General features: G+C 71.3%; 13 protein-coding genes. 10 read left to right on the forward strand and 3 right to left on the reverse strand.

Annotated elements, in window-relative coordinates:
• Positions 1 to 154 precede the first annotated feature (154 nt).
• Positions 155 to 1,333 (forward strand): slipin family protein, encoded by a 1,179-nt coding sequence (locus ACQEU8_RS21140; protein WP_433103358.1) that lies wholly within the window; start codon positions 155 to 157, stop codon positions 1,331 to 1,333.
• A gap of 24 nt (positions 1,334 to 1,357) precedes the next feature.
• Here the strand turns inward: ACQEU8_RS21140 and ACQEU8_RS21145 are convergent, their stop codons facing one another.
• On the reverse strand, positions 1,358 to 2,353 hold the full coding sequence (locus tag ACQEU8_RS21145; protein ID WP_433103360.1) for a Tat pathway signal sequence: 996 nt from the start codon (positions 2,351 to 2,353) through the stop codon (positions 1,358 to 1,360).
• A 286-nt stretch (positions 2,354 to 2,639) separates the two neighbouring features.
• On the opposite strand from ACQEU8_RS21145, the gene ACQEU8_RS21150 reads away from it, so the two are divergent.
• The 5 genes from ACQEU8_RS21150 to ACQEU8_RS21170 all read left to right on the forward strand — a co-directional run bounded on the left by ACQEU8_RS21150 (position 2,640) and on the right by ACQEU8_RS21170 (position 9,220).
• Complete coding sequence (locus ACQEU8_RS21150; RefSeq protein WP_433103362.1) at positions 2,640 to 3,407, forward strand: hypothetical protein; 768 nt, start codon at positions 2,640 to 2,642, stop codon at positions 3,405 to 3,407.
• Entirely contained in the window at positions 3,407 to 4,960 is a 1,554-nt protein-coding gene (locus tag ACQEU8_RS21155; RefSeq protein ID WP_433103364.1) for an amidohydrolase family protein, read from the forward strand. Before ACQEU8_RS21150 ends, ACQEU8_RS21155 begins: the two co-directional genes overlap by 1 nt.
• Positions 4,957 to 6,540, forward strand: coding sequence for a S41 family peptidase (locus ACQEU8_RS21160; RefSeq protein ID WP_433103366.1), 1,584 nt, complete (start codon positions 4,957 to 4,959; stop codon positions 6,538 to 6,540). The genes ACQEU8_RS21155 and ACQEU8_RS21160 overlap by 4 nt, the downstream gene beginning before the upstream one ends.
• 367 nt (positions 6,541 to 6,907) lie before the next feature.
• A complete protein-coding gene (locus ACQEU8_RS21165; RefSeq protein WP_433103368.1) occupies positions 6,908 to 7,897 on the forward strand; it encodes a BtrH N-terminal domain-containing protein in 990 nt (329 codons plus the stop codon).
• Between the two features lie 411 nt (positions 7,898 to 8,308).
• Positions 8,309 to 9,220, forward strand: a complete 912-nt coding sequence (locus ACQEU8_RS21170; RefSeq protein ID WP_433103370.1) for a glutaminase — start codon at positions 8,309 to 8,311, stop codon at positions 9,218 to 9,220.
• 183 nt (positions 9,221 to 9,403) lie between these two features.
• Here the strand turns inward: ACQEU8_RS21170 and ACQEU8_RS21175 are convergent, their stop codons facing one another.
• Positions 9,404 to 9,757, reverse strand: a complete 354-nt coding sequence (locus ACQEU8_RS21175; protein ID WP_433103372.1) for a cupin domain-containing protein — start codon at positions 9,755 to 9,757, stop codon at positions 9,404 to 9,406.
• A 111-nt stretch (positions 9,758 to 9,868) separates the two neighbouring features.
• Between ACQEU8_RS21175 and ACQEU8_RS21180 the strand changes: the two genes are divergently transcribed.
• Complete coding sequence (locus ACQEU8_RS21180) at positions 9,869 to 11,314, forward strand: PLP-dependent aminotransferase family protein (RefSeq protein ID WP_433103374.1); 1,446 nt, start codon at positions 9,869 to 9,871, stop codon at positions 11,312 to 11,314.
• 232 nt (positions 11,315 to 11,546) lie between these two features.
• Here ACQEU8_RS21180 and ACQEU8_RS21185 read toward each other — a convergent pair whose 3' ends face one another.
• Positions 11,547 to 12,155 carry a TetR/AcrR family transcriptional regulator gene (locus tag ACQEU8_RS21185; RefSeq protein WP_433103376.1) on the reverse strand — a complete coding sequence of 203 codons (609 nt, stop codon included), beginning with the start codon at positions 12,153 to 12,155 and terminating at the stop codon, positions 11,547 to 11,549.
• Between the two features lie 252 nt (positions 12,156 to 12,407).
• Between ACQEU8_RS21185 and ACQEU8_RS21190 the strand changes: the two genes are divergently transcribed.
• The 3 genes from ACQEU8_RS21190 to ACQEU8_RS21200 are packed head-to-tail and all read left to right on the forward strand — an operon-like array spanning position 12,408 to position 16,071.
• Positions 12,408 to 12,977: a (2Fe-2S)-binding protein gene (locus ACQEU8_RS21190; RefSeq protein ID WP_433103378.1), complete on the forward strand. Its 570-nt coding sequence runs from the start codon at positions 12,408 to 12,410 to the stop codon at positions 12,975 to 12,977.
• Positions 12,974 to 13,966, forward strand: a complete 993-nt coding sequence (locus tag ACQEU8_RS21195; RefSeq protein ID WP_433103380.1) for an FAD binding domain-containing protein — start codon at positions 12,974 to 12,976, stop codon at positions 13,964 to 13,966. Before ACQEU8_RS21190 ends, ACQEU8_RS21195 begins: the two co-directional genes overlap by 4 nt.
• Complete coding sequence (locus ACQEU8_RS21200; protein ID WP_433103382.1) at positions 13,963 to 16,071, forward strand: xanthine dehydrogenase family protein molybdopterin-binding subunit; 2,109 nt, start codon at positions 13,963 to 13,965, stop codon at positions 16,069 to 16,071. Before ACQEU8_RS21195 ends, ACQEU8_RS21200 begins: the two co-directional genes overlap by 4 nt.
• Positions 16,072 to 16,432: the final 361 nt, after the last annotated feature.

Here is a 16,432-nt window from a genome sequence, read left to right on the forward strand (position 1 = left end):
TTGCGCCGGCTTCTCCTCGTACGCCTCCGACCTCGGACGCCTGGCGGGCGGCCGCCCTCGGAAAGGGGCCGTCGCGGGTGCGCTTCCAGCGCTCGCTTGCCTGTCGTGACCGGGTCTACGCTGGTAATACCTGCTGTCGATGGTAGGTGTCGTCATGCTGCAAGTAGTGATAGCTGTCATCGTCGTCGTGGCCGCGCTGGCGGCGTTGGGACTCCTGTCGGCGGTCCGCATCATCAAGCAGTACGAACGCGGTGTCGTACTGCGCTTCGGACGCCTCCTGCGTGATGTACGAGGGCCCGGACTGACGCTGATCGTCCCTGGGGTCGACCGACTGCGCAAAGTGAACATGCAGATCGTCACGATGCCCGTACCGGCCCAGGAGGGCATCACGCGGGACAACGTGACGGTGCGCGTCGACGCGGTCGTCTACTTCAAGGTGGTGGAAGCGGCCGACGCGGTCATCCGCGTCGAGAACTACCAGTTCGCCGTCTCGCAGATGGCCCAGACCTCGCTGCGGTCGATCATCGGAAAGAGCGACCTGGACGATCTGCTCTCCAACCGGGAGAAGCTCAACCAGGGCCTGGAGCTGATGATCGACAGCCCCGCCGTCGACTGGGGCGTCCAGATCGACCGGGTGGAGATCAAGGATGTGTCGCTGCCGGACACCATGAAGCGCTCCATGGCGCGGCAGGCCGAGGCACACCGTGAGCGGCGGGCGCGCGTCATCAACGCGGACGCGGAACTCCAGGCGTCGAAGCGGCTGGCGGAAGCGGCCCAGCAGATGTCCGTACAGCCCGCGGCGCTGCAACTGCGACTGCTCCAGACCATCACGGCCGTCGCCGCCGAGAAGAACTCCACCCTTGTGCTTCCCTTCCCCGTCGAGCTGCTGCGCTTCCTGGAACGCGCACAGCAGCCCGAGGCCGAGACCGAGGCCGAGACCGAGCCCGAAACCGCGGAGAGCGTCTCCGCGGCGCGCTCGGGGCCTTCACGGGCCGAGGCCGCGCTGGCGGCCGCCGCCGGAGAGCCGGAGACGGGCGCGCGGGACCGGGAGATGGCGCGCGAGGGGGAGCAGGAGATCGCCCCCACGTTCCGGCCTGCGGCCCAGGGGTCCCGCGCCGGTACGGAGCCCGGCGCTCCGTTCGGCGGACCGCTGCCACCGGACCCGGCCAGTCCGCTAAGGGACCCGGCCATGGTGCTGCCTGAGCTGCAAGTGACCGGCCTTCCCACTGCCGAGGACATCGAGGCCAAGCGCTCTCAGGCTCAGGAGAGCCGGCCGGAGGAGCAGGCACGCTCCGGCCACAAGCGTCGGCACCCGCACGGAAAGGCTGCCTGAGGTCGCCTGGAAACCCGAGTCGGCTCACAGGGAGTGCAGCAGCCGGTTCAGGGTGGGCCATAGTGACCCGGTTCGGCCGCGGGGGACGGCGTCATCGTGGTAGTACCACCAGAAATAGCCGCCGATGAAGCGCGGTCCCAGGTGCTGCTGCAGTTCATGCTGCATGCCGTAGTACCGCTCGGCGAGGCGTTGCTTCTCCGGAAGACCGGGATTCTTGGAAAGGCCGTCCTGTTTCCCCTGTGCTCCTATCTCTCCGATGCCGAGCTTCGCATCCGGAAACGTCTTGCCGAGGCGTACGAGCATGTCGCCGATCTGCCTCGGGGACGGATGCTGAGCCGGCGAGCACGCCGTTTCGTAGATGCTCAGCAGCACGAAGTCGACGCCGTTCCTGAGCCGCGCGGGCATACGCCGAGCGTAGGTCGCGGTCGGTTCCCACGACTTCTCGTAGCAGTCGGGTCCGGACCAGTGGTTGAGCGTGAGAGCAGTCCGCCCACCGTGCTTCTCGACCACGTCGTAGGCCGCCTGCACCTTCTCGTTGATCTCAGCGGGGCTGCCACCGGTCCATGAGCCGTTCAGCTCGTTCCCGATCTCCCATACGTCGATCCGGTCGCCGTAAGCCGCGACGAACTCCTCGGCGCGTTCCCGTACCTGGCCGACGCTGAAGCCGGACAGTGCCTCGGAGTCGAGCAGCTCTCCCATGAGGTAGGCGTGCGGTCTCAGTCGGTCGATGGCCGCCGCGTAGTCACCCACCGAGGCGTCCTCCTGGAACACGATGCGTACCGTCGGCGCACTCGACAGGTCCGCGACGGACCGTACGAGTTCATCCCGGTTCTCCACCGAGTCCGTTGTAATCCCCCGCAGCGGAAAGGGAAGGTCACGGCCGGGCTCCAGGGCGAGACGACTGTGACCGGCCTGCTGCGCGGGAGCCCGCTCGGCGGCTCCACAGGCAGGCACACCGAAGGCGAGCAGCACAGCGCCGGCCGCCGCAATGCTGCGCCGTAGCGCCCCGTCCGTGTGCATACGGGCCCTGGCGTTCCTTCCTCCCACCCCTCCCACACCCTTCCTTTCGTTTGTCCGCCCCTCGATCCTCGCCGTACGCGCCGGGCGTCAGCCGATCGGGGTACGAGATGGCCCTCCGGGCTGTCCTCCGTCGGCCTCCCCTCGGCCAGTTGGCGGCTGTCGCGGTTTGTGAGGGCCGGCGCGGGTGATCCATGTGCCCGGACCCCGTCATGGCGGCACGAGAGCGCGGAGGGCCCCGGTGGGGCCGATGGCGGGCACCGTCCGACCGACGAGGAGACGCTGAGCAATGCCGGAATTCGACCGTGGCCCGACGGCCCAGTTCGCCGAACTGTTCGCACAGGTGCCCGACCCGCCCGTCGAGTCGGCGTTCTGGTTCGACTGGGGGCCGATCTTCTACCGCGGCCGGCTCGACGGCTCGGCCCGTGTGCTGATCGTGGCCTCGGACCCGGGCCCGACCGAGCGGATCGCCGGGCGCAGCCTCGTCGGCAACGCCGGACAGCGGGTGCAGGGCTTCCTCACCAAACTCGGTCTGACCCGCTCCTATGTCTGTCTGAACGCATGGGCGTACGCGGTGCATCCGAGCCAGGCGTTCCCGATGAAGGACCGCCTCGGCGATCCGGCGCAGACGCAGTGGCGCAACGCCGTCTTCGACCGGGCGACGGACCCGACGCTGGAAGCCGTCGTCGCGATGGGGTTCATGGCCCGGGAGGCGGTTCGACTGTGGACGACACGGCCGCAGGTCGCGCTCGTCGAGGTCCCCCACCCCTCCAGCCATGACGAGGCGGAGCTGCTGGACGGGTGGCGCGATGCCGTCACGCTCCTCCGTACGGTCGTGACGCCGGACGACGACGGCGACAACACAGGACCCAACTACGGGGCGGAGTTCAAGGAGTCCGACTACACCGCGATCCCCCGCCGTGACCTGCCCTTCGGCGCGCCGGCATTCCTGGGGGACGACTCCTGGGTGCGGGCCAGGCCGGGCGAGGCGCAGAACTCCGTCAGCCGCCCGTCGCCGGACGACGGGCACACGCTGGTGTGGAAGGCGCCGGACTGATGGCGCTCGTACTCCGCGGCACGGTCGTCACCTTCGACGACGACCATCGCGTCCTCGACCTCGGCGCGGTGTACGTCGGGGACGACGGCCGGCTGGCCGCGGTGCGGTCGGCCGGGCAGGATCCCCCCGCGGGGTTCTCCGGCGCACCGCGGATCGACACGGGAGCACTGATCCTCCCCGGCCTGATCGACCTCCACAACCACATCGGCTACAACACGCTTCCGCTGTGGGAGGCGGTCGGTGTCCCGTATGTGCACCACGACCGCTGGGTCAAGGAGGCCGAGCCGCCCGACTACTCCACGTCGGTCAGCTGGCCCGCCAAGGTGCTCCAACAGGCCGCGCCGGAAGCGCTGATCAAGTACGTCGAGGTCAAGGCACTGATCGGTGGGACCACCGCCATTCAGGGCGCTCCGCATTCGACCCGGCCCGTGGACGGGTGGCTGCTGCGGATCATCGACAACGAGAAGCTGCCGGCGGGCGCCGACATGGTGATGACCGCGGCGCTCCAGCTCGATGCCGACGAGCTGCGTGAGAAGCGGGCGGATCAGCTCGACGGGACGCGCGTGCTGATCTACCACGTGGCGGAGGGGAAGCCCGGCTCGATCGTCCACGACGAGTTCGACGATCTCGAACCGTGTCTGAAGCCCGGCTTGATCGGTGTGCACAGCACCGCGCTGACCGCGGCGGACTTCGCGATGTGGCAGGACGCGGTGACGGCGATCAACGCCGCGGAGAAGGGGACCGTCGTATGGTCGCCGTTCTCCAACTACTGGCTGTACCACGAGACGACGGACGTGGTGGAGGCGGACAGGAAGGGGCTGCGGATCGCGCTCGGCTCCGACTGGTCGCCGTCGGGGACCAAGAACGTGCTCGGCGAGCTCAAGGTCGCCGACGCCGTCAACCGCCACGAGCTCGGCGGGCGGTTCAGCGACCGCGAACTCTGCGACATGGTCACCGCGAACCCCGGCGACGCGCTGGCGACCGCCTGGGGGCCGCAGGTCGGCCGGCTGCGCCGGGGCAGCGCCGCCGACCTGCTCGTACTCGAACGCCACGACCCGACGCGGGACGTGTACCGCAATCTGATCGACGCGACCGAGCGCCACGTACGGCTGGTGATGGTGCGCGGCCGACCGTTCTACGGACTGCCGGGGCTGATGACCGCCGCCGGTGCGACGGACACCGACACCCTCACGGTGGCCGGGCTCAAGCGCCGGGTGGCGGTACGTCAGCCGGGCCGGAGCGACGCCGTGCTCGACTGGCCCGGCGTCAAGCGTGCGCTGGAGGGTGTACGCGCCGACCCGGTGGCCGCCTGGCGCGCCGCGCAGGACGCGCTCGCGGACTGGGGCGGGCCACTCGACGATCCCGACGCACCGCTCGTCCTGTTCGGTGACATGCCGGACGGCGATGTGGGTGCGTTCGCCGCCGCCGGTGAGATCCCACCGGATCTGGTCGTACCGCGGCTTGACCCGCTGACCCACGATGCGGCCTACTTCGCCGCCGTGGCCCGCAGCGGGGTGCCCCAGCTCCAGCACCTCGCGGACTACTACTCATGAGCGCGACGGTGAGGCAGCCGCCCCGGACGCTGCCGGACTCGATCGGGCTCGACGCGTTCCTGGACCGGGCCGGCGCCGACCCGCTGCCGCTCGCGGGCCGCTATCAGCTGGTGGCCGCGGCGCGCGTACTGCTCGAGGAGCTGTACGTCCACCTTCCGCTGAAGCGGGCGATGCACGCCATCGATCCGGTCCAGCGGCTGCGGCTGCTCGAACGCCGCCTCCGTACGCTCAGCGAGCCGCAGTTCCACGCCGAGCTCGCGGGCGTCTTCCGCGAGCTGCGCGACCTGCACACCGTCTACCAGCTGCCCGACCCGTACCGGGGCCACGTGGCGACGCTGGGCTTCCTGGTCGAGCGCTATGTCGACCCCGACGGGACGCCGCACCACATCGTCTCCAAGGTCGACCCCTCGCTCGTGCACGCGGGCTTCGACGTGGGCGCCGAGCTGGAGGCCTGGAACGGCGTCCCGATCGAGCGCGCGATCGAACGCAACGCAGCCGCACAGGCGGGCTCCAACCCCGACGCACGCCTGGCGCGCGGACTGGAGGCGCTGACGCTGCGGCCGTTGCGCACCGGTCCCCCGCCAGACGAACACTGGGTACTGCTGTCCTACCGCACACCCGCCGGCCGCCGCCGCGAGACGCGCCTCCCCTGGCGGGTGCGCGCCGCAGAGTGGCGCGCGGGACGCGCGCAGGATCCGGTGCCCACGCTCGCGACGAGCCTCGGCATCGACACCGGCAGAGAAGCCACGCGGCAGATCAAGCGCGCGCTGTTCGCACCGGTCCAGGCGCGGCGTCCGTCCCCGCGGGCCCTGCGGAGCGTCGTCGACCACCGGACGCTGCGGATCCGGGGCCGCTCGTACGGATATCTGCGCATCTTCTCGTTCAACGTGGCGGGTGCGCGGCTGTTCGCCGAGCAGGTGGCGAGGATCGTGGCGAGTGCTCCGCCGGGAGGGCTGATCGTGGACATCCGCGGCAACCCGGGGGGTCATGTCCCGGCCGCGGAGTGCGTCCTGCAGCTTCTGAGCGAGCGCCCCGTCGCGCCGGTGAGCTTCTCGCTGTCGACCACGCGCGCCGCGCTCGCGCTGGCCCGGGCCAATCCGGGGTTCCGCGCCTGGACGGGCTCGATCCGTGCCGCCGTGGAGACCGGCGAGGTGCACTCGCAGGGCTTCCCGCTCACCGACCCCGACGCGATCACCGCCGGGCTGCCGCGCTACTCCGGCCCGAAGGTCCTGATCACCGATGCGCTGTCCTACTCGGCTGCCGACATCTTCGCCGCCGGCTTCCAGGACAACCGCCTCGGCCCCGTCCTCGGCACCGCGCGGCGGACCGGTGCGGGCGGCGCCAACGTGTGGACGCACGAGCTGCTGCGGGTCTGGCTGCCCGATCTGCTCGGCGAGTTGCCGCGCGGTGCCGGCTTCCGGGTCGCCCTGCGCCGCGCCACCCGGGCACGCGGCAACGTCGACGTCCCGCTCGAGGATCTCGGCGTACAGGCGGACGAGCTGCACCAGTTGACCGAGCGCGATGTCACGGGGCGCAATCAGGATCTGCTGGCCGCAGCCGCCGCGCTGCTCGGCGCGTAGGGGGTCCGGCGGTTCTGGGGGTCCCTCCCGTTTTGCTGGGCAGGGGGTGCCCTTTCTGGCGTTCGCAGGCTGCGGGTGCGTTGTGGTCTGCTCGCGCAGTTCCCCGCGCCCCTGACGGGGCACGTGCTCCCTGCTGCGCTCGGGAGGTCTGCGCCAGAGGCACAGTGCTGGCGAGCGCCCCCCATGCCAGACACGCAAGATCCGCCGGGCACGACCTAGGCCACGAGGTAGTACGGCGGTGGACTCTCCCACCGTGGGAGAGTCCACCATGGTGGCGTGCAGGACGAGGTCCCGGTGCAGCCTCGGGTCGAGGCGCCGTAGAAGAACCGGTGATCCGGCTGATCATTCCCCTCCAGGAGCGCATGGCATGACCACGGTGAGAGACATCGATGTCCGCGGTACGCAGCACTGCGAGACAACAACCCTGGGGGTGCTGCTGCGGCACCAGGGGGTCGATCTGTCCGAGCCCATGCTCTTCGGCCTCGGCTCCGGCCTGTCCTTCATCTACTGGGACAGCAAGGGCATGGGCTTCCCGTTCCTCGGGGGACGGGTCAAGCCGTTCGTCCTCACCAGGAACCTGGCCACCGGACTCGATCTGGAGCTCCTGGTCCAGGAGACCACCTCCCCCCGCAGGGCATGGGAGAACGTGGTGGCCCCCGTCGACGCCGGCCACCCCGTCGGGCTGCAACTCGACAGCTACTACCTGGACTACTTCGGTTCGAAGGTGCACTTCGGCGGCCACGTCGTCGCCATGTACGGCTACGACGACCACGACGCCTACCTGGTGGACACCGAGCAGCAAGGCGGAACGGTGACCACCAGTCTGACCAGCCTCGCCCAGGCCAGGGCCGCGCGCGGCCCGATGGCCGCCAAGCACCGTTCCTTCACCGTCACCGCTCCGAGCAGCCTGCCCTCCCCGCAGGGCCGGATCGTTCCCGCCATCACCGCCTGTGCCGACGCCTTCCTCAACCCGCCCATCGCCAACCTCGGCCACCGAGGCATCGAGAAGGCCGGCAAGCTCGTACGCACCTGGCTGCAGCGGGCCGACGATCCGCAGCGGGACCTGCCGCAGGCTGCCCTCCTGATGGAGCAGGCCGGGACCGGTGGCGCCCTGTTCCGCAACCTCTACCGCGACTTCCTGGCCGAATGCGCCGAACTGCTCGACAGCAGCCATCTGCGCACCGGTCACTCGCTCTACGCTGAGGCAGCCACGCTGTGGACGCAAGTCGCAGCACTGATCACGGAGGCCGGTGAATCGGGCAATGCGCAGTGCCTCACAGAGGCAGGCACGCTTCTCTGCGATCTCTCACGCATTGAGCGCGAGGCCATGCAGGCACTGAGCCGCCTCGGGCAGTGAAGCCCCAAGCACAGCAAGGGGACGCGCCCCCAAGGGGCGCGGGGAACTGCGCGAGGAACCACAACGCAACCCGCAGTCCGCCAGCGTCGGACAGGGGCACCCCCTTACCGGAACAACGGAGAGGCCCCGGTCAAGATCCGCCGAGCCGACCTTGTTGTCGAAGCCAGGTGTTCCGAGAGTCGGCACGTCCTGCCGGGCGGGATCACGAGTCGGCGCCCCGCCCCGGTGCCGCACTGCCGCATTCTTGCCCGCGCCTCGGCGCGTCCGCCGGCGCGCGCGTCCCAGGTGAGGTGGGGCGTTTCCGCCAGGCTAAAGTCTGCGACCGGGCCTGACGTGCGAACCGGCGCCGCCCGCGGCGGCTCGTCCGGATCGGGCGCGGACGGCACGGCAAGCTCAGGAGAAACGCGGACGATGGACTACCAGGCAGTGCTCGACGAGGTCGCGGACGCCGTGGCGCCCCAGATCGGCCGCGGGCAGGCAGCGGGGTACATCCCGGCACTGGCCGCGGCGGACCTGGGCGGGTTCGGCATGGCACTCGCGGATGTGGACGGCTCGGTCACCGGGGTCGGCGACTGGGAGGTGCCCTTCTCCGTACAGAGCATCTCCAAGACGTTCAGCCTGGCGCTGGTGCTGGCCCAGGACGGCGAGAGCCTGTGGGCGCGTGTGGGGCGGGAGCCGTCCGGCACTCCCTTCAACTCCCTGGTGCAGCTGGAGTACGAGCACGGCATTCCGCGTAACCCCTTCCTCAACTCGGGCGCACTGGTGGTCACCGACCGGTTGCAGTCCCTCACCGGGGATGCCAGCAGCTCATTGCTGGACTTCCTGCGCGCCGAGAGCGGGAACCCGGAGGTCACCTTCGACCCGGCCGTGGCCTCCTCCGAGGCGGAGCACGGCGACCGCAACGCGGCGCTGGCGCACTTCATGGCCGCCTACGGCAACCTGGACAATCCCGTGCCGACCCTGCTGGAGCACTACTTCCTGCAGTGCTCGATCGCCATGAGCTGCCGGGATCTGGCCCTGGCCGGCTCCTTCCTGGCCCGCCACGGGCTGGGCGCGGACGGCTCCCGACTGCTGGCGGCGCGGGAGGCCAAGCGGATCAACGCGGTCATGCTCACCTGCGGGACGTACGACGCGGCGGGCGACTTCGCGTACCGGGTGGGGCTGCCCGGCAAGAGCGGCGTGGGCGGCGGCATCCTCGCGGTGGTCCCGGGCCGGTGCACGCTCTGCGTGTGGAGTCCCGGCCTCGATGTGCGGGGCAATTCGGTGGCCGGTGTCGCGGCGCTGGATGCCTTCACGTCGCTGACCGGCTGGTCGGTTTTCTGAGCCACCCATGTCGGCGGTGCCGCCTGCGCGGACCTCTCCGTTGTTCCGGTAAGGGGGGTGCCCCTGTCCGTTGCTCGCGGACTGCGGGTGTGTCTGTGGCTTGTCGCGCAGTTCCCCGCGCCCCTGACGGGGCGCGGTCCCGCCCCCCTTCGCTGCGCTGACGAGACGGGGTGGCGGTGGGCGTCAGTTTCCGTACTGCTGGGTGTCCGGGTGCTCGATGAGCAGGATGTGGGCGGGCTGCTCCGCGACAGGGCGATGGCGCAGTCCTCTGGGGACGACGAAGAGTTCGCCCGGCTTCAGCAGCACCGGCTCCCGGCCCTCCAGTTCGATCTGAAAGGTGCCGTCCCAGCACAGGAACAGCTCGTCACCGTCGTGGCTGTGCCAGGGGAACTCGCCTTCCAGCCGGGCGAGACGGACGACGGTGGTGTCGTTCACCATGGCCAGGTTCCGCTGCTGGAAGGGCCCCGGGAGGGCGGCGACGGCCTCGGGCACCGATACCGCGGCGGAGGTGCGCGGAGCCTCATGTCGTGTGGTCATGCTGTGATCCTCGCCATCCTCATGGCCGGAGCACAGGGCCAATACGCCATGATTGGTCCACGCGGCGAACCAATCGCCTCGTCCGCACCCGCACGGACCGAAAGACCGATCATGCCGATGGGCCCAGTTGAACTGGCAGACCGCCTGGGACGGTGGTCGGCCGGCCGCGGACCGCTGTATCTCCTGCTCACCGCACGGCTGCGGCGCCTGGTGGACGAGGGCGAACTGCCGCCCGGCACCGGGCTGCCGCCCGACCGGGCTCTGGCGTCCGCGCTCGCGGTGGGACGCGGGACGGTCGTGGCCGCGTACGAACAGCTCAGCCTGGAAGGCCGGATCGTCCGGCGCCAGGGAAGCGGTACCCGGGTGGCAGGCCCCTCGCGTCCCGGGCCGAGGGAGACCACGAACGCGCCGGTCTTCCTCCACCTGCTGGAGCCCGAGGACGACGACGTGATCCTCATGGCGTGCGCCGCGTCCCCCTCGCCTCCGCCGATGCTGCTGGCGGCGTACGAGCGGGCGCTGTCCCAACTGGCCACCGTGGCGAACGACATCGGGTACCACCCGTTGGGTCATCGGCAGCTGCGCCGCGCTGTGGCCGACCACTACAGCCGGCGGGGCGTACCGACCGCCCCCGAGCAGGTGCTGATCACCAACGGCGGTCAGCAGGCGCTCTCCCTGCTCGCCCGCGCCTTCGTCCAGCCCGGCGGCACGGTGCTGGTCGAGGCGCCCACCTACCCCGGCGCGCTGGAGGCCTTCCGGGAACAGACGACGTCCTTGGAGACGCTGCCCGTCGGCCTGGACGGCTTCGAAGCGCGGGTCCGTAATCCCGGTCGCCGCCCGGAACTCGGCTACATCGTGCCCACCCACCACAACCCGACCGGGACGGTGCTGCCGCCGCTGGCGCGCCGCCGGATCGCCGCGGCAGCCGCCGCCGCGGATGTGCCGCTCATCGATGACGAGGTCCTCGCCCCGCTCGCCTTTCCCGGGCAGCAGTCCACGCCCCCTCCGCTCGCCGCGTTCGGCGACACGGTTATCTCGGTGGGCTCGCTCAGCAAGAGCGTCTGGGGCGGGCTGCGCGTCGGCTGGGTTCGGGCCGCACGGCCCGTCATCGACCGCCTCGCCCGGCTGCGGGCGGTGCACGACCTGGGTGGGAACTTCCCCGCGCAGCTCGCTGCCGCCGAACTGCTGCCCCGTATCGAAACTCTGTGCCAGGACGCAGCGGCAGACCGCCAGGTCCGCCATGACCACCTGCGTGCGGAATTGCTGCGCCGGCTGCCGGACTGGCACATCCCGGCCGTCACCGGCGGTCACACCCTCTGGATACGTCTCCCGCACGGTGACGGCGACTCGTTCGCGCAGACGGCCCTCCGGCACGGTGTCGCGGTGCTGCCCGGCAGCGGGCTCGACGCGTCCGGGGGCAGCAGGGAGTTCATCCGTCTGCACTTCCTCGCCGCCCCCGAGACGCTGACCGAAGCAGTGCGCCGTCTGGCCACGGCCTGGCAGGCGTACGGCGGCGAACCCGACCGTGGCACCCCGGCACCCCGAGCGCTGGCGATCTGACAGCGAGCGCGATCCGGATGTTCGGCCTCCGCCCGGCCGGAGTCGGCGGTAGGTCTGACGGGGCCGGATCGGGGCAGATGCGGATCATGACTGGGACAACCGGCCACCACGATCGCCACCGGTCGTACGACGAACAGGGCGCGGCGGCGGATGCGGGCACCCCGCCGGCCACCCCCGTCACCGGCCACGGTCGAGCAGTCGAGTAGCCGTCGGCGCTCGCGGGTGCCCCGGTTCAGCTGTCGGTAGGGGCGGCGGTGCCCGGTGCTCCCGTGCGCAGGCCGTCCATCACCAGGTCCAGTAGGCGTTCGGCTCGTGCCTGCCAGTCGTCGTGCGGGTCGATCTGCCACAGTCCCGCGATGGCGAGCAGGAAGTCCTGCGGGGTCACTCCGCTGCGGATGGTGCCGGCTCGTTCGTTCGCCTCCAGGAGGCTGGTGACGGCCTGGGTGACCGAGCCGTGCCCGAGCCCGGCCAGTGTGCCGCGTGCGTTGGTGGTAGTGGTGGCCGAGCGCAGGGCGTCGGCCAGACCGGCCTTGGCCAGGGCGTACTGCGCGAGCCGGTCCATCCACTCGCGGAGCGCCTGGTCGGGCGGCCGGGTGCGGAGCAACTGTTCCGCCGCTTCGGCCACTTGCTGCACCTCGTAGCGGTAGACCTCCAGCACCAGTGCCTCGCGGCTGGGGAAGTTGCGGTAGAAGGTGCCCTGGCCGACGCCCGCCTTCTTCGCGATGGCGCTCAGTGGCGCGTCCGCCGCGCGCGTCAGCTCCGCGAGCGCCACCTCGAGGATGCGTTCGCGGTTGCGCTGCGCGTCCGAGCGCAGCCGGGTGCCGGTTTGTCTGTGCCGCACTCGTCCTCCTTCCGTCTTTCTCCGCCCCGGCGCTGGAACTGCGGGTGCGCGACGGCGTGTTGAGGGGGCCTTCTTGCGAACCGGACAACTGTCCTCTACGTTCATGACGGTAGAGCGGACCGTTGTCCGTTTCCTGGCCCCTCACCATAGCGGCGGTCGTCGGGCGACGGGCCACCGTCTGTCACCGACCACCCGAGGCCACACCGCACCGCGCCGATTCTCCTCGCACCGCACTCGCGAAAGAAGCCGCCCATGGCCCCAGCCACCGCAAGCGCGATCACTCTGACCATCAACGGAGAACCCCACACGCTGACTGTCGACCACCGCACCACGCTGCTCGACGTACTGCGCGAACGCCTCGATCTGACCGGTACGAAGAAGGGCTGCGACCAGGGGCAGTGCGGTGCCTGCACGGTCCTGGTCGACGGCCGCCGTATCGTCTCCTGCCTGCAACTGGCCATCGCCGCCGAGGGCCGTGCCGTCACCACCATCGAAGGCGTCGCGGCCGACGGGCAGTTGCACCCGGTGCAGCAGGCGTTCCTCGACCTGGACGGTTTCCAGTGCGGCTACTGCACCCCGGGCCAGATCTGCTCGGCGCTCGCCGTACTCGACGAGCATGCGGCAGGCTGGCCGAGTGCCGCCACCGGAGACATACGGCCCGAGGCGGGGCCGCCGGCTCTGACACCCGAGGAGATCCGGGAACGTATGAGCGGCAACCTGTGCCGGTGCGGCGCCTATGTGTCGATCGTCCAAGCCGTCGCACAGGCCGCCGGGAACCCGGCGGCCACCCGAGCCGAGAACACGAAGGAGCCTGCCGCGTGAGGGAGTTCAGCTACGAGCGCGCCACCGACACACATGGCGCCGTCGCCCTCCTCGACGCGGACCCCGACGCGCGCTATCTGGGCGGCGGCACCAATCTCGTGGATCTGATGAAGGCCGGGGTGGAGCGTCCGGGACGCCTGGTCGACGTACGGGAACTACCGCTGGACCGCGTCGAGCCCACCGGCGACGGCGGGCTGCGCATCGGCGCCACTGTCACCAACAGCGATCTGGCCGCCCAACCGGAGGTACGGCGGCGCTACCCGGCGCTGGCGCAGGCCGTACTGGCCGGGGCATCGGGGCAGCTGCGCAACATGGCCACCGTCGGCGGCAATCTCCTCCAGCGCACCCGCTGCGCCTACTTCACCGACACCTCCCTCCCCTGCAACAAGCGTGCGCCCGGCACGGGCTGCCCGGCCACCACCGGCGAGCACCGCAACCACGCGATCCTCGGCGCCTCCGCGCACTGCGTGGCCGTCCACCCGTCCGATATGGGCGTCGCGCTGGCCGCGTTCGACGCCGTCGTCTCGTACGAGACGGCCGAGGGCGGCGGGGAGGTGCCGCTCGCCGACTTCTATCTGCCGGTGGGTGACACCCCGCACCGGGAGACCGCGCTGCCGCCGGGTGCGCTGATCACCGCTGTCACGCTGCCGCCCGCTCCGGTCGCGGCGCACTCGCGCTACCGCAAGGTCCGCGAGCGGGCCTCCTACGCCTTCGCCATCGGCTCGGCGGCCGCCGCACTGGAGGTCACCGACGGCGTCGTGAGCGAGATACGGCTGGCCTTCGGTGCCGTCGCGTCCCGGCCGTGGCGGGCCCGCACCGCGGAGCGGGTGCTGACCGGGCAGCCCGCCGTCGGTGAGGCGTTCGCCGAGGCCGCCGACGCGGAGCTGGCCGCCGCCCAGGTGCTGGAGCAGAACGCCTACAAGGTGCCCCTGATGCGCAACCTCGTCGTGTCCCTGCTCACCGAACTGGCCGAGGAGGCCGCCCGATGACCACCACGGCACAGCCCCCGACCGTCGGTGCGGCGCACACCCGCGTCGAGGGCCGGGAGAAGGTGACCGGCGCCGCCCGCTATGCGAGCGATCAGCCGTTCGATCAGCTCGTGCACGCCTGGCTGGTGCTGTCGACCGTCGCGCGCGGCCGCGTCCGCACGGTGGGCGAGGATGGGGTCCGTGCCCTGCCGGGCGTGCTGGCCGTGCTGCACCACGGCAACGCGCCCCGTCTTGCCTCCGACTACGTTTCCGTGCTGGGCCGGCCGGACCCCACCGTCGCGCTGTTCCAGCACGACCGGGTGCCGCACATGGGCTGGCCCGTGGCGCTGGTGGTCGCCGAGACGCCCGAGCAGGCGCGGGAGGCCGCCGAATCGCTGGTGGTCGAGTACGACGAGGAACCCCACGACATCGCCTTCCACGCCGACCGGCCCGGCAGCTACGTACCCGAGGACGGCAACGCGGTACTGAGCAAGGGGGACTTGGAGGCCGAACTCGCGGTCTCCGCCGTGGTGGTGGACGCCTCGTACACCACTCCGGAGCAGCATCACAGTGCCATGGAGCCGCACGCCGCCACCGCCCGGTGGGAGGAGGGGCGGCTGGAGTTGTTCGACTCCAATCAGGGCTCCATGTGGGTGGCGGACGAGCTGTCCAAGCTCTTCTCGCTGGACCCGTCCTCGGTCCGGGTGCGCTCCGAGCACATCGGCGGCGCCTTCGGCTCCAAGGGCGTACGGCCGCACCAGGTGGCCGCGGCGATGGCGGCGACGGTGCTGCAACGGCCCGTACGACTCGCGCTGACGCGCCGTCAGACCTTCGCGATCACCGGTTACCGCAGCCCCACGGCGCAGCGCGTCCGGCTGGGCGCCGATCCGGACGGGCGGCTGCGCGCGTTCGGGCACGAGGCGCTCAACCTCACCTCGACCCTGCGGCCGTTCGTCGAGACCAGCGCCGCCCTCGGACGGGTCCTCTACGACGCCCGGGCACACCACACCGCGCACCGGCTGGTCGATGTGGACATGCCCACCCCGACCTGGATGCGGGCCCCCGGCGAGGCACCGGGGTCCTTCGCGGTGGAGTCGGCCCTGGACGAGCTGGCCGAGCGGCTCGGCATGGACCCGATCGCCCTGCGCGCCCGCAACGAACCGGCCGTCGGCCCGCTGTCCGGGCTGCCCTTCAGCAGCCGTAATCTGCTGGGCTGCTTCGAGGAGGGGGCCCGCCGGTTCGGCTGGGCCGAGCGCGATCCGAGGCCGCGTATGCGCCGGGAGGGCCGCTGGCTGCTGGGCACCGGAACGGCTGCCGCCACCTATCCGGCAGGGGCCGCGCCCTCCACGGCTTCCGTGACGGCCGAGGCGGACGGCACCTTCACCGTACGGATCTCCGCCGCGGACGTCGGCACCGGCGCACGCACCGCGCTCACCCTGATCGCCGCGGAAGCACTCGACGTGGCACCCGAGCACGTGGACGTGCGGATCGGCGACAGCGACTTCGGGCCCGCCTGGGTCGCCGGCGGCTCGATGGGCACCCGCTCCTGGGCGCTGGCCGTCACCTCCGCGGCCGGGGAGCTGCGCGGCCGGCTGGCACTGGCCGACGGCGAGATCCCGCCCGAGGGCATCACGGCGCGCACGGACACCGCCGGGCTGATCGCCGAGCTCGCCAAGAAGGAACGGCACTCCTTCGGCGCCCAGTTCGCCGAGGTCGCCGTCGACGTCACCACCGGCGAGATCCGGGTACGCCGCATGCTGGGCATCTTCACGGCGGGCCGCATCGTCAACCCGCTCACCGCACGCAGCCAGCTCGTCGGCGGGATGACCTGGGGCATCTCGATGGCGCTGCACGAGGAGGCGGTCCGGGACGAGGCGTCGGGCCGTCACCTCGGCGCCGACTTCGCGGGTTACCACGTCTCCGCCAACGCCGATGTGCCCGCCATCGAGGCGGACTGGCTCGACGACCCGGTCCCTGACGACCCCGTGGGGATCAAGGGCATCGGAGAGATCGGCATCGTGGGCGTCGCCGCGGCGATCTCCAACGCGGTCTGGCACGCGACCGGCGTACGCCACCGGGACCTGCCGCTGCGGCCGGACCGTGTGTTGGAGGGGGACGGCGCGTAGGGAGTGATTGGCGGATATTGGGCGGGCCCTCCCTTGCTCTGGTGAGGGGGTGCCCCTGCCCGACGTCCGCAGGCTGCGGGAGCCTCGTGGTTGCTCGCGCAGTTCCCCGCGCCCCTTCGGGGCGCGGGCTCCCTTTGGCGCTTGGGCAGTCTGCTCCCCCAAGCTCTTCGAGCAGGGGGTACCCCCAGGGCGCAGGGTGGGCAAGCGCAGCCCCATGCCGGGTACGCGAGATCCGCCGGGCAGGCCCCCGTCCGGGCAGCGGCGGCAGCCGTTCCGGTTCGCGGGGCAGCAAACCGGCCAGCCGCTGAGCAGGGCGGCTCGGCGTGGCGGACAGCGCCGGCAGTCGGCGAACGGTGCCGCA

The sequence above is a fragment of the Streptomyces sp. CA-250714 genome (assembly GCF_050936705.1).
In the GTDB taxonomy this organism is placed as follows: domain Bacteria; phylum Actinomycetota; class Actinomycetes; order Streptomycetales; family Streptomycetaceae; genus Streptomyces.